Below are 14,223 nucleotides of genomic sequence, written 5' to 3' on the forward strand. Positions count from 1 at the left end.
TATCCTGTAATCCAGCAGTCCACGCATCTCTTTCCATTTTACCACGATTATACGCTAAGGGGTTGTTTGCAATATGCGATTCAGACAGGTCCATCTTGATTTCCACACTTCTGAAATGATTGACGGCATCGGCAAATCCTTTGACAAACAGCAATTTCAACATATGCTCCGGAAAGGGCATGTCGATTCCATCACCATTTTCTCCAAATGCCATCATGGCTGGGCATACCATCCTTCCGAAGCTAATGAAATCCATCCCGGCCTGGACTTCGATCTGCTTGGCACCATGATTGAGGCGGCCCACGAAATCGACGTCAAAACTCCGGTCTATATCTCGGCCGGACTGGATGAGAAGCTTACGCGAAGACATCCGGAATGGCTGGTCCGCAATAAGGACGATCAGACCCAGTGGGTCAAAGGCTTCATGGCGCCCGGTTATCATGAGTTCTGCATGAACACGCCTTATCTGCAGGTGCTGTTGAAGCAGATTGAGGAAGTAACCAGCCGGTACGATGCCGACGGCATTTTCCTGGATATTGTGGGCGTGCGCAAATGTTATTGTCAATATTGCATCGCCGACATCCGCGCCCAGGGACTCGATCCCCGGGATGAGAACGTCATTGCGGCGCAAGGCGAGAAGATCTATGCAAACTACACCAAGTCCGTCGAAGAGGCGATTCACGCCATCAAGCCGGATATGCCGATCTTCCATAATGGCGGACATATCCAGCGCGGCCGGCGGGATTTGGCGCAGATGAACTCGCATCTGGAGCTGGAGTCCCTGCCTACAGGCGGATGGGGCTACGACCATTTCCCGCTCTCGGCACGGTACGCCCAGACGCTGGGCATGCCTTATCTGGGGATGACCGGGAAATTCCACACCTCCTGGGGAGAGTTCGGCGGCTATAAGCATCCCAACGCACTGCGCTATGAAGTCGCGCTCAACCTCGCCAACGGGGCACGCTGCTCCATCGGTGACCAGCTTCATCCCGAAGGCTTGATGGATGAGGCCACCTACTCTCTGATCGGTGCCGCTTATTCGGAAGCAGAGGCCAAGGAAGCTTGGTGCGTTGACGCTGAAGCTGTTGCCGATATCGCCCTTCTTTCGGAGGAAGCCGCCGGCACGGCGCATCAGGACCGGAACAACAACTCCGACGTTGGAGCCGTGCGCATGCTCCTGGAAGGCAAGATGCTGTTTGACGTCATTGACAAGGAGGCTGAATTTGGGGCCTACCGGGTCATCATTCTTCCTGACCATATTCGTCTGACAGACGGCGATGCCTTGACGGTTAAGCTTGAAAACTATCTCGCGCAGGGAGGCAAGCTTCTGGCAACCGGCGAGAGCGCTCTGCGGGCAGCAGAAGGCACCGGGGGACAGGGGCAGGAAGGTTTTGCGATTGATTTGGGAGCGGAATGGCTGGGCGAAAATCCATACCGGCCGGATTATTTCCGCCCGCATTTCGAGCTTCCCGCACTCGGAAGCGCCGCTTATATTTTCTATTCGCAGGGTCAGAAAATCAGGCTCAGCAGCGGCGGCACAGAGCTGGGACACCGCGAGGACCCATATTTCAACCGTGATATATTCACCTTCTGCTCCCACCAGCATACGCCGACCAGCGGCAACAATGCGGGTCCCGGCATGACGGAAAGCGCAAACGGTATCTATATCGCCTGGAATGTGTTCGAGGATTATGCCACCAAGGGCAGCCTGATCCTCAAGGAATCGATAATGTGGGCTTTGCGCCGGCTGCTTCCGGACATCACGCTGCGCACCAATCTTCCGGCGCAGGGCGTGGTCACGCTCCAGCGCCAGCCACAGCAGGCACGTTATGTCAATCATCTGCTCTACGCTTCCCCGGTGAAACGTGGGAATGGCATCGAAGTCATCGAAGATATCGTCCCGCTTCGTGATATTGAGGTCGCTCTAGATCTGCCGGAAGCCGCTAAACGCGTCTATCTTGCTCCGCAGGGAACAGAACTTCCTTACAGGCAGAATGGAACCGTCATTGAATATACGGTTCCCTATCTGGAATGCCATCAAATGGTCGTTATTGAGACCTAATAGATAAGCGATGAACAACAGCAGGCAAGCCGCTATGCGGCTTGCCTGCTTGTTATTATCTATCGGGATCCATTAGCCGGAAAATATAAGCTCCCAATGTGTCCGTCTCCTGAAGGGACGGGAGTGACGGTAACGTTCAGAGGGGATGGGTTCGTTTGACAAGGTCCTGCCTTCCTTTCAATTGCGCAATCTGCTGCTGGAGTCCTTTCATTTCCTGCAGGAGCACCTGCTTCTGCAGGTCGGTCTCCGGCTCGGCTTCCTGCATGAGCCGGGCGAGGCGAAGCTCAAGCTTCCCGCATTCGTTGGCCTGTTCCTGCTCCACCGCGTCAAGCGGACGGCTCCGGCCCCGGGCCTCGTATTCCTCATAGGTTCCGGGGAACAGCTGCGGCGGCTCCTTTTTGTCCAGCACGATAAGCCGATTGGCCGTTCTGCGGATCAAATAGCGGTCATGCGTAACCAGCAGAAGCGCTCCTGGATATTGCTGGAGCGCTTCTTCCACACGCTCCCGGGTATCGATATCCAGGTAGTTGGTCGGCTCATCAAGCACCAACAGATTGAAGCGGCCAAAATACAGCTTCAGAAATGCGACCCGGCATTTCTCGCCCATGCTCAGATCGGCGATTTTCCTGAAAACCTCATCCCGCTTGAACATAAAGCAGCCGAGAATAGTCCTGGCTTGCGATTCCGTCATTTCCGGGAGGGAAAGCAGGCTGCCCAGAAGGGTTTCCTCCTCGTCGAGATTGCCGAGCTCCTGGGCAAAATAACCGATTCTCGTCTGCGGATGAAGCTGCACGCTCCCGCTGATCGGCGAAAGAAGGCCTCCTGCCAGCTTCAGCAGCGTGGATTTGCCCGCACCGTTGGGACCCAGAATCGCAAGCCGGTCGCCCCGGTTCACCGTCAGCCCGAAGTCGCGGAGCAAAGCGGGTTTGCCCGAATAGGCAAAGGCCGCTTGCTCCATACGCAGCAGCGTTGAAGCGGCAAAACCTTCATCCTCCAGCCGCATGTTCAACCGCGCCGCATCGCGCGGCTTCTGCACCCGTTCCCGCTCCAGCTTCTCCAGCGCCGACCCTTTGGCATGCATGCGGGAAACATTCTTTTTTGCTTTCGACCGGTAAAAATCATTTTGCCCAGCGGCCTTATGTGATTGCTGGAACCATTGCGAATAACGTCGGATACTCTCCAGAAGCTTCTCTTTCTCCTGTTCCTGCCTGGCATAAAGCGTCTCCTGCGTCCGCCGCTCCAATTCCTTCTGTCCACAGTAATCCTTGTAGCCGCCGGGATACCGGCGGCAATCATGGCGCGACAGTTCCATCACAACGGTTGCCGTCCGGTCGATGAATGTGCGGTCATGGGATACATACAACACGGTTCCGGGGTAGGCGCATACCCATTCCTCCAGCCAATTCAGCATCTGCGCATCCAAATGATTGGTCGGCTCATCCAACACAATAAATTCGGGCTCCCGGACCATTAAAGCGGCCAGTTGCGCCCTCGTCTTCTGCCCTCCGCTCAGCTGGCGGAAGGGCTGCGGCCATAGAGCCGGTTCCAGCTTCAGCTGTTGGAGACATTTCTCCACCCTCACTTCCCAGCCGTAGCCATCCAACTGCATAAATCGGTCATAAGCTTGGCTGTAATCCTCCATAACACCCGCGGATTCCGCAGCCGCTGTGCTTAAGCGTGTCTGCAGCTCCTTCAGCTTAGATGACAGCTGATAAAGCTCAACCGATCCATGCTTGACAAATTCCAGAACAGACAGCTCGCCGCCTTCTTCAACCTGCTGGTCTAAGGACCCCCAGTCAGCGAGCGGAATCATCCGTTGAATGGAGCCGTGAGTCAGCTGGATTCTTCCAAGCAGGCCTTGGAGCAGCGTCGTTTTCCCGATTCCGTTAGTCCCGAACAGAGCGACCCGCTCGCCGGTTCTGATCTCCATATCAATGTCTTCAAACAGCGGTTCTCCGCCGTATTCATGCTTCAGTCCAGAAGCCTTCAGGATATGCATCTGTCATTCCCCCTTAATCCTCTCCGATGGTGGAAAACACAAAAAACCGCAGCCAGCAGCCAGCGGTCTCAACATGTGCAGTGAGGGAAAGCAATATAGCAGCGGGAATGCAAGCAGGGCTGTGCGGCCGACGGCAAGACCCGCTGAAAATAACGTACAACAGTGTGCCCGTGCGCCTGCGATGCATTCATACTTAAGCTTAGAAGGGAAAGAAACGAGCCTGGCAGAACTTAAACGATGCTCCGGTGGCAGAACCGCTTTCTCCCCGCATAACGATCAGTGCTGATATAAAAAAGAGTCCCCTCGCGATGACACACGTATCCCAGACCTGTCCGCCATGACAGACGAACGCTGCTTGCTTATTAACAAGTTATCCCGGGATGCATGTGATTACTTCATCGGCGTGGGTCCTCCGTACATTCTTTGGTATAGTGGAACTTTTTCATTATATACCCATTTACGCCCCGTATTCAAGCTTTACTGCGGATTACAGCCTTAACTGCCTCTATAATCCTGAAGTCCTGGCAGGGTTATTCTTCCGTCCGCACACAGTCCCGTCCGCTTGATTTCGCTTGGTACATCGCTTTGTCCGCACGCTCGATCAAACTGCTGGCCGTGTCGCCATCGCGGTATTCGGAGACGCCAAAGCTCATGGTAACCTGGTAGGGCGGCAGAGGAAAATGATGCAGCGCATTCTTAAGATGCTCCGCATATTGTACAGCGGATTGCAGACCCTCGGACGGCAGCAGGACACTGAACTCTTCTCCCCCATAGCGGGCTACGAGCCCGACAGGTCCCATATGCGAAGCCAGCAGCCGGGCTACATGCTTGAGCACCCGGTCTCCCTCCAGATGTCCGTACGTATCGTTAAACATTTTGAATTTATCGACGTCGCATAAAATGAATGCCATCTGCTGCCCTTCCTCCTGCGCCTTGGCCAGCGCTTGCTGCAGCTTCTCGTCCAGATAACGCCGATTGGGGATGCCTGTCAGGCCGTCCGTATCCGCCATCGTTTCAATATGGATGAATTTCTCATTCAGCTCCATCCGCATGGCGTCGATTCCGTTGATCAGTTGTCTGAGCTCATCATTGTTGCTGTGATTGGGGACAGGCACATCAAACTTCTTTTCGGCATACGATTGGACGGCTTCGGAGAGCGAATGCATCGTGCTGGAGACTTTGCGGATATTGCCGGATAAATAGATGACATAAGCAGCAATAGAAGCCAGCATGATCGAGCTGACCACCGCAAAAATTTGGATAACATCATAATAAAGCGACCTGGTCGATTCTTCCTTTTCCAGCCGGAGCACCCTGAGCGCATCCTTGACCGCGAACCGGAAAGCATCGAATGAGCTTTTTCCGTCCAGCAAATCCACTTCCGTCACCGTTGCTCCCCTCTTCTTGCTTACGACCTGCACGCTGCCGTAGTGATCATGCCAGACCAGACCTTTTTCAATGGCGAGATCCGCAGCTTGTCTCATTCTTTCATGCAAATCGGGATTGGCGCGAATCTTTTCCGCTGTCTCCATATATAGACGGGTTCCACTCTCATAAGGCTCCAGAAACAGCTCCTTCCCCGTCAAATCGTAACCGCGCTGCCCGGTTTCCTGGTCCACAAGCGACTGGTGCAGCAAATTCAGCTGTCCCTCCAGAGTATCGAACCGCACTGCAGCGGACTGGCTTTTTTCAAAGGCATGATTGACCATGATGAAGCTGGCGCAAACGAATAAAATAAAGACACCTGCCGAAATAAGCACCGTGTTGTAAATCTGTCTCCCGAAACGTCCGGCAGGTATTAATAACTGCAGTATCAAAAAAATCCCTCATTTCTGGAAATAAGAAAGCCTCCTTTAAAATACTACATAACCAGCCATTAATCGACAAAAAAAACCCGTCCTCCTCTTAAAAGGTTGGACGGGCCCGTCTGCCGTTCCCAGTTTGCTAGGATTTGGCGATCTTCATATACACATATTCATCCGGCCTAAGAGTCAGCGTTACCTTGCCGTCGGCGGCCTGGATTGTGCGGTCAAGCGATTCAGTATTCATGCCGATCCGAGCATGTGCAGCGCTCAGATGCTCGGACAGCGTAATATCGAAGGTTTTCTCCACCGCTTCCGGATTATAGACGATGAAGGACACCTCCAGATTTCTGACCCCCTCCAGATCTGCGATCTTGTAATTGTCCAGGTTCAGCACCATCACATCCCGGTCGCTGGATTTGCCGAAAGCCTCCCACATTAGATAAGCCTGATAGACTTGTCCGCAGCCATAGATTTCCTGTCCGATCCAGCCGGTTTTCTCATCCTCAAGGACGCCGAGATTCTCAAACGGGATATACATCAGATTGGAGCTGTGACGGTTCTCGGGCAGGCATTGCGGGAACAGATACAGATTGTTTTTGCGGGCATGGTTCAGAACCCGGAGCAGTCCGACACCCGCTTCATTCGTGTCCAGAGTCGAGGCAATCCGCGCCAGACATTCGATATTCTCGAAGAAAGCGGGATAAATGATCGGCGTACAGGCCTGGAACATCGCGAAGGTGTTGTAGTCCCGGTATTCCTCCTTGGTGTTGTCATCGAACCAATACATCATCCGCAGGTTCTGGGCAAGCAGATAATCGTAAATCTCCTTGTACTCCGCTTCCCCTGTCAGCTTATACAGCTCTGAAGCAGCTTGAATCCCCAAGCCGAACATGAATACCTCCTGGGAGAGCGAATTAACGGGCAGCGCCAGCAGCGGCCGGATGGAACGCTGCGCTTCTTCCAGGTAACGGGGCTGGCCAGTTGCCTTGTATACATTCAGCATAAAATAAGCATAAATCCCCGCGACCATATAAGCATCACCGTTGCCGTGCCGGCGCAGGGTCGCCAGATCAAAGCTGAGCGGATACAAATAATTCACATTGCGGCTGAGCGGAATGAGAATCTCATCCACTTCGTGATGGACATAATCCAGCAGCTCCTGATCATGATGCAGGTGGGCGATCTGCCAGATCTGCTCGAGAATATAGACAAACTGCCAGGTACCGGCCACCCCTTCTAGAAACGTGGCATTGCCGGAGTCAACTCGCGCCCGGTTCTTCTCCGTTTTATGACGGATATACACGCGGGTGAAATTCAATATCCGCTCCAGCAGCTCCGAATATGGGCCGCCGGATTTCAGCGCATTCACGACCGATAGCGGATAGCCGATGAAAGCCGCGGAGTCGATGCAGGGGCTGGCTTTGAAATCAATGGTCAGATTCTTCGACTCGAAGGCTTCCTCCCAGGCGGGCGAGTAGCCATTGACATAGTTCAGTATATAATCGTCGTAGATGTCGTTTGCTCCCCAGCATTGCGGATCCAGCAGATCCTGGGTGCAGCGCTGCGTAAAGTCCTCCCAGTCCGTCGCTTTCTCCGGCCATTGCGACTCGGCCGGAACAAGCTGCAGACAATGATCTATCAGTTCCTTCAGCGCTGTCGTTTCCGTCGGCACGGACAGGCGCTGTCTGGCTTTGACATAATAGGTAAACCGCTGCGTGCCCGCGGGGAACGCCGTTCCGGAGAACCCGTCCGCATACAGGCCAAGCTCATAAGCCGGGGCCGGCTTGTAACGCCGCCGGAAGCCGCAGCGGTAATTCAGGAACCGGGCGATATTATCGCGGGACATCCAGGTCATATCCGTCATGTCGAAGTACATCATCAGATCAAAATGATAATACGAATCATAATAATACATCGCCGGGCAATCATTGCCGTGGGCTTCATCATTCCATTTGGTCGGGTTGTTGATGCTTGTCTTGAACCACACATGGTCACCCCGGTCGTATGGCGGGAGCAGCCCCATATCAACGGTAATTTCCGGCTCGACGCCTTCCACCATCTGAAGCTGAATGTCCTGTTCGTTATGGATTTCCACTTTCACTTGAAGCCAGTCATTGCTTCTGTCATACACAATTGCCGCTTCCCAGGGGTAGGCAAACGACAGGCCGTCCCGGCTCCGCGCCTGGGAACTGCCCTTCAGCAGCCAGCTCCCGCCCGTTTCCAACGCCATAATTTCCGTTGGATACAAATCGAAGCTCTTCCCTCTTACCAGCGGGTTGCCCATGGCGGACACCACTACCCATTCCCCGTTCCGGTCCAGAATGTGAAGGGAATAGCCGTAGCCGCCCTTGTCTTCCAGCCAATCGAAAACCATCTTGAATTGCTCGCCTTTTACCGCATACTGCCGCATCACCGATTGCTGCATATTGATGGATATCCTCCCTTGTGTCTGAATGAAGCTGCTTTTAACTTCACTATAGACGGACAGGACCAGATCCCGGTACATGCGGAATGATTAGGATACGACGGTTTTTTTGGCTTATGGCTGCGGGGACAAAAAAACAGCCGCAATCGGCAAAGTTATACCCCTTGGCGCGCTTTTTCTCCACCGTCCCGGTGCATTATCTATAACTCAACGATCATGCCGTCATAAGCAACCTGAATGCCGTGGGGCTCGAATATGGCGACCAAATCTTCATGCAGCAGATGGGCATTATGTGAAAAATGGGTAACGATCATTTGCGCACCGGGGTTCAGTACGCCGTTCTCTTCCATCCACTGTCTGGTCTCCAATACCGCGTCGACATTCATATGCCCATATCGATTAGGCGAACGGCCCGTTGTACATTCCAGAATAACGAAATCCAGCTTCTGTTCCTTCAACTTCTCCCAGGTGGAATCCGGGAACCAGCCGCTGTCATGGCCGTGGAAGATCGTCTTGCCATTCTTCTCGATAACGTAGACGAGACAGGTTTCCAGTGCGGCATGTCCTGCCGGAAGTGGCAGTATGGACGCTGTCTGCATCTGACAGCGTTCGAACGGCTGCACGCGATGGAATTCAAATTTATTTTTCGGACCGCCCTCTAATGCCAGAACCTGCATACATTTCGCAAGTACATTATCATGGCCGTATACATGGATGGGTTCGTCGCCCGATTGCGCATAACCGTTCAGCCTGGCAACCAGATCCTCGGCATACAAATGATCCGAATGGGAGTGGGTAAACAGCAGATCCTTGACTTTATCCAGATCAAGCCCATCGCGAAGCATATGCAAATAAGTGTCTGGCGGAAAATCAATCTTCAACTCCCCATCAATCATAATCGATGTCCGGGTCCGAATATTGCGGCCGCCTGATTCGATGGCTTGCTTGCACGTTTCACAGCCGCAGAACAGAGCAGGAATACCTTCGAAAGCCGCAGTTCCCAATACATGAATGTTCATGTGCCACTCCTCCAATATCTTGATATCACGTACAGAATATCAGATTATCCCCGATTCAGCGACCGTGGGGTTATTTTCTGGAAAACGAGCCGGATCGCAATGAGCAAGGCACTTAGCGTGATGGCGATATCCGCCACATTCATGCTGCCTCCCCCTTTGCCGAGTACAATAAAATCCGTTACCTGATTGAAGATGACACGGTCGATGGCATTTCCCAGCGCCCCGCCCACCAGCAAACCGGTAATGACATCCATTGCCGTTCCGCGCAGCTCCCCTTTGCGGCGGTAATAAAGTACAGCGAGGGCCAGCCCCAAAGCAACAAGGACAAAATATCGGCCAAGCCCCTGGAAGGAACTGAAGGCTGCACCGCTATTTTCGTAATACGTGAATTGCAGAAGGCCCCGTGAGACCGGAATCGTCTGACCGAGCTCCATAACTGCGCGAACGACTATTTTGGACAGCTGATCGGCTGCAATAACCAATGCTGCAAGCATATAGAACAGCAATTTGTTCATCTCCATTTCTTAGCGTGAGGCTGGAAGCCCGCTGCAGTATCCTGTGCGGGGCGGCTGCAGATCCGTTACAGGTTATCCTCTTCCTTCCGATAGCCCAGAAACGTGAACCCGCCATCCTCGCATACCGTCAACGTGTAGCCGTGATCCAGCCAGGTGCTATGGAACTGGTGGCTGCCGGTAGGATAAAGCGGTCTGCGAAACCGGCCCAAATAAACAAATTCCCAGCGGCCTTCCACTCTTCTCAGCTCGACCCGGTCTTTAATATATACCCCTTCGTATTTCCGCGCCAGCTCTTCATCGAGAACGATTTCCGCAGGCATGCGGGGAATATCCGCTTCTCCGCCGAGGATCAGCCTGCTCAGGGCATTGCCCACTTGAAAAACATTCACAAAATCATAATTGCAAAGGACGATTACACAGCTGTCCTCTTCAAAAAAATTTTGCATATAAGCACCTATTCCCAGATAAGCGCCATCATGCTGAAATCTTGATTTTCCCAGGAAGTGGTCTTTAAATAATCCGTAGCAATACCCGCTGCGGTTTTCCTGAAAAAAGCGGTCATACATGTCCCCGCCGAGCAAGGCGCGGTTCTTCAATCCTTGATGCCAGCGGTAAAGGTCCGCAGTATTAGAGACCAGGCCGCCCGCTCCCATACTGTAAGCCAGATCGTGGTATTCCCCGCGCACAATCCGCTCCCCGTTCATGCAGTAGCCGAAGGCTTTGTTCTTCAGCAGCTCCATCCCGTCATCCAGAACCGTATCCAGCATGCCGAGCGGCTGAAATATAGCTTGATCAAGGTATTCCTTAAATCCGCGGCCGCTGACCTCCTCGACCAAATAAGCCAGCATGCTGTATCCGGCATTGCTATATTCATAGCTCGTCCCCGGCGCAAACCGCAGCGGCCGGTCCTGGAATAAACGCATATATTGGCTTCGGTCATAATTTGTTTTGTCGTCTTTTCCGTAGAAGGTCTCGTGAAGACCATGAAAGACGGGTAGTCCGGAAGTATGCGACAGGAGATGATGCGCTGTAATCCGGTCATCAAGCTTGAGCTCATCAGGGAGATAATGATTGACAGCATGGTCCAGGTCAATCCTTCCCTGGTCCGCCAGCTGCATAATCGCGAAAGCGGTAAATTGCTTGGATACCGATGCCAAACCATAACGCGTGCCCGGCTGATTGGGCACCTGCCATTCAATACATGCCTGGCCGTACGCTTCATCTGCAACAATCTCGCCGTTCTTTACGACAAGAATGGACCCGGAGAACGGCCACAACTCCATATAAGCGTTCATATAATTTTGCACAATCGCACACAAATTCATATTGGATCGCTCCCCTTCATCCGAACATACCAGTCTGCCCCGTACGAAATCAGAATGCCGGCGCTATATCGGATTAAATCCACGGCCAGAAATCCTTTTCCCAGGATCAAGCCGCCTAGCAGCGTGCTGCGGATATCATTGATCCAACCCGCCTGATACAGCTGGCTGAACTCAATGGCGAAGCAGAAAATCAGACTCAACGCGAGAGCCCGCCGCAAGCTTGCATGCACCCACAGGAAACGGAAGCCGAAATAAATCATGCCGGCCCATAAAGCATCGCCAAAATGGCTGGAGACAAACACAGGCAGCGATTCGGCAAACGATCTGGAGCTGATGCCCAGTATCATCACGATCAGAACCGTTACCAGGTAATACATCCTTGTCATCATAGCTTGCACCAACTATTCTCATGAATCACTTGCTTGCAATCTACAGCTCAATCCAGAATCGCCGGACCACATTGCCATTGTCTTCCGTAAATTCGGATTCCAGCTGTCCGCCATACTTGATGATGGTTTTCTCCGAGCCGATATTGCCCTGATCGCAAACCACCAGCACTTTGCTTAAGCCAAGCGCTCTCGTTATGTTCAGCGCTTCCGTCAGGATGGCTCCCGCATAACCTTTGCGCCTTTCCGAAGGGCGGATGCCGTAACCGATATGCCCGCCGCTGCTGAGCAGCTTCCCGTTCAGCCGATGGCGGATATTGACGGCACCGACAAGCTTCTGCTCCTCGTTCATTAGCCAATATGTCGAGTGAGGCACCCGCCCTGCAGGGATCGGCTTGTCTTCGCTGTCCTGTGCATACAGGAATTCGATCATCGCCTCAAAATCATAAGGTTCCTTCTCTATGACCCAAGGCACCATATCTTCGCCGCTTGCAAGCCAGTCCTCATAAAATGCCATGTACTCATCACGGTAGTCCAGTGAGGGTGCAACCAGTTTTGTCCCATTTCCGATCCTAATCGCCTCCTGTTCCTACGAATATCTATTCTTATCATAATCGATTATGCAGCGCGGATAAACTTTAATGATACAATTATGGTGTCCGCCATGGATCTTTAGTAGAGGGGGCTGTAAGACAATGGACAATTATTCCGATATCATCAAACACAATTGGAATCAGTGGTCTGAAACATGGTACCGCAGATATAGAACAGATGAAGCCATTTCAAAAATAATCAATCGGCCTGAATCCGCTTTTCATCCTGCTGTGTTTGCAATGATTAAAAACGCCTTCCCGGATTTGCACGGCAAACGGGTATGTGTTCCTTCAAGCGGCGACAACCACGCCGTATTCGCTTTTCATTTAATGGGCGCAAACGTGACCTCATGCGACATTTCAGAGAAACAATTGGAAAACAGCTCGGTCATCGCGCAAAAGCAGGGCTGGAATATTGAGTTCATATGCGCTGACACCATGAAGTTGGACAGCATTAAAAGTGATGCATTTGATTTTGTTTATACTTCAAACGGTGTTCATGTATGGATTAATGATTTACATGCCATGTATCAAAATATCTACCGGATACTTAAAAACAATGGATCCTACATCATGTTTGACATTCATCCATTTATGCGGCCGTTTGGAATCCAAGCAGCTGAGAAAATAAATGTCGTGAAGCCCTACGACTCAACAGGACCTTTCGGCGAAGTACCGACCTTCAAATGGCGTATACAGGATATTATGAATGCAATAACTTCCTCGTCTCTATGCGTATCGCATATGGAAGAAATGTACGCTGAGGATGGCTCATTTTGGGTGGATGAATCCAAAGAGGACGGAGCTTCACTCTCCAAACAAGAGCTTGATGAGCTTTGCAATTGGCAATCAAACCCTCTGGCGGCTCTTCCGCAATGGTTATCGATTCATGCGGTTAAATAATGAGGGGAATTGCACGGTCGTGTTCCACAAGGGGGATCCTAAATGAAAAACATACTCGATGTTGCCCATTCGCTGGTGGATCATGTTCGAGCCCGATACTCAGAAGATATCGCTTTAGTCGCTTATTACGGCTCATACGCCCAAGGGACGGCTACAAGCCGGTCGGACCTGGACTTCTTTTTCATTCCAGCCACACCCAAGGGGTATAACGCGAGCATTCAGTTTGTGCTAAACGGCATCAGCTTTGATTTTTGGCCCATCAGCTGGGAACGGGCGGAACGGATGGCGGCATTTCAAGAGCAGAACGTCTCGATTATCGCCGATTGCATTCTTCTGTATGTCCGCTCGGATGAGGACCGGGCACGGTTTCTCAAGCTGCGCGATACCATCGCCGACATGCCCCGGCAGGGACTGACACTGGCGGAGCGGTCGGAGGCGCAGCTGCGGGAGGCCTACGTCCATTTATATAAAATGAACCGCACCGGTAACCTGGAGGATATCACGTTCTTCCGGACTGAAGCGCATGGCGTATTGACGAAGGTGCTTTATGCCCTCGCGCTGCTCAACCGGACGTATTTCACAAAAGGTTGGGGCAAAAATACGGAACAGATCTTGAATTTCCAGCTAAAGCCGGCTCGTCTGGAAACGCTTTTGAACACCATCATGTACGCTCAAGCAGGTCAGGAAATTCGGGAAGCATGCGAGCAGCTTACAGCGGATACACTTGAATTATTGATGAAGCAAAAAGAAGCGTATGCCAGCGCCCCTTCCTATCCGGACAGAATGAAAGGTTTCTATGAAGAGGTAAAGGGCATTCTGGACAAAATCGTAACAGCGAGTGAAAAAAACGATTATCCCTCCGCCTTTTTTTGGGCTGCAGGCGCGCAGGACGAAATTGCCCGTTTTCTTTATTACGCGGAAAAAGGCTGCTGGCCCGTCACGTTGGATCCAAGCCTTGCCTATCAGGCCATTTATTATCAGGCGGGTTTCCCGAATCTGCTTCCCCTTCTTGACCCCGGCAATCTGATTCCGCTTCAGGAAGCCGTGGAGCGACTTGACGCGCTTCTCAAACGCCACCTCCTGGAACAGGGAGTCGTGATTCATTCTTTTGAAAATCTGACTCAATTTGAGGAATATTTGAGAAACCGGCAGGAGTAGAGTTTGCTTAAATTATATGTGGTTTCTCCACAA

Annotated in this window: 11 protein-coding genes; 3 read left to right on the forward strand and 8 right to left on the reverse strand. The window is 52.2% G+C overall.

The window, feature by feature from the left end:
- Window positions 1-73 precede the first annotated feature (73 nt).
- On the forward strand, window positions 74-2,062 hold the full coding sequence (locus IEY46_RS23795) for an alpha-amylase family protein (protein WP_188995719.1): 1,989 nt from the start codon (window positions 74-76) through the stop codon (window positions 2,060-2,062).
- 136 nt (window positions 2,063-2,198) lie between these two features.
- On the opposite strand, the gene abc-f is transcribed toward IEY46_RS23795, so the two are convergent.
- The 8 genes from abc-f to IEY46_RS23835 form a co-directional block, all read right to left on the reverse strand.
- Entirely contained in the window at window positions 2,199-4,061 is a 1,863-nt protein-coding gene (gene abc-f / locus IEY46_RS23800; protein WP_188995720.1) for a ribosomal protection-like ABC-F family protein, read from the reverse strand.
- A 530-nt stretch (window positions 4,062-4,591) separates the two neighbouring features.
- Window positions 4,592-5,878 carry a diguanylate cyclase domain-containing protein gene (locus IEY46_RS23805; RefSeq protein WP_188995727.1) on the reverse strand — a complete coding sequence of 429 codons (1,287 nt, stop codon included), beginning with the start codon at window positions 5,876-5,878 and terminating at the stop codon, window positions 4,592-4,594.
- Between the two features lie 127 nt (window positions 5,879-6,005).
- Window positions 6,006-8,291, reverse strand: coding sequence for a glycoside hydrolase family protein (locus tag IEY46_RS23810; protein ID WP_188995729.1), 2,286 nt, complete (start codon window positions 8,289-8,291; stop codon window positions 6,006-6,008).
- 200 nt (window positions 8,292-8,491) lie between these two features.
- A complete protein-coding gene (locus IEY46_RS23815) occupies window positions 8,492-9,310 on the reverse strand; it encodes an MBL fold metallo-hydrolase (protein WP_188995731.1) in 819 nt (272 codons plus the stop codon).
- A 44-nt stretch (window positions 9,311-9,354) separates the two neighbouring features.
- Window positions 9,355-9,825: a signal peptidase II gene (gene lspA, locus IEY46_RS23820; protein ID WP_229750489.1), complete on the reverse strand. Its 471-nt coding sequence runs from the start codon at window positions 9,823-9,825 to the stop codon at window positions 9,355-9,357.
- Between the two features lie 65 nt (window positions 9,826-9,890).
- The gene (locus IEY46_RS23825; protein ID WP_188995734.1) at window positions 9,891-11,150 is read right to left on the reverse strand and encodes a serine hydrolase domain-containing protein; all 1,260 of its coding nucleotides are present in this window, start codon (window positions 11,148-11,150) and stop codon (window positions 9,891-9,893) included.
- Window positions 11,147-11,539 carry a ribosomal maturation YjgA family protein gene (locus IEY46_RS23830; RefSeq protein WP_188996155.1) on the reverse strand — a complete coding sequence of 131 codons (393 nt, stop codon included), beginning with the start codon at window positions 11,537-11,539 and terminating at the stop codon, window positions 11,147-11,149. The genes IEY46_RS23825 and IEY46_RS23830 overlap by 4 nt, the downstream gene beginning before the upstream one ends.
- Before the next feature lie 40 nt (window positions 11,540-11,579).
- Window positions 11,580-12,053, reverse strand: a complete 474-nt coding sequence (locus IEY46_RS23835; protein WP_188995736.1) for a GNAT family N-acetyltransferase — start codon at window positions 12,051-12,053, stop codon at window positions 11,580-11,582.
- 178 nt (window positions 12,054-12,231) lie between these two features.
- Between IEY46_RS23835 and IEY46_RS23840 the strand changes: the two genes are divergently transcribed.
- The gene (locus IEY46_RS23840; RefSeq protein ID WP_188995738.1) at window positions 12,232-13,032 is read left to right on the forward strand and encodes a class I SAM-dependent methyltransferase; all 801 of its coding nucleotides are present in this window, start codon (window positions 12,232-12,234) and stop codon (window positions 13,030-13,032) included.
- Window positions 13,033-13,074: 42 nt separating this feature from the next.
- Complete coding sequence (locus IEY46_RS23845; RefSeq protein ID WP_188995740.1) at window positions 13,075-14,190, forward strand: nucleotidyltransferase domain-containing protein; 1,116 nt, start codon at window positions 13,075-13,077, stop codon at window positions 14,188-14,190.
- Window positions 14,191-14,223 lie beyond the last annotated feature (33 nt).

Source organism: Paenibacillus nasutitermitis, from assembly GCF_014641075.1.
Classification (GTDB): domain Bacteria; phylum Bacillota; class Bacilli; order Paenibacillales; family Paenibacillaceae; genus Paenibacillus_Z; species Paenibacillus_Z nasutitermitis.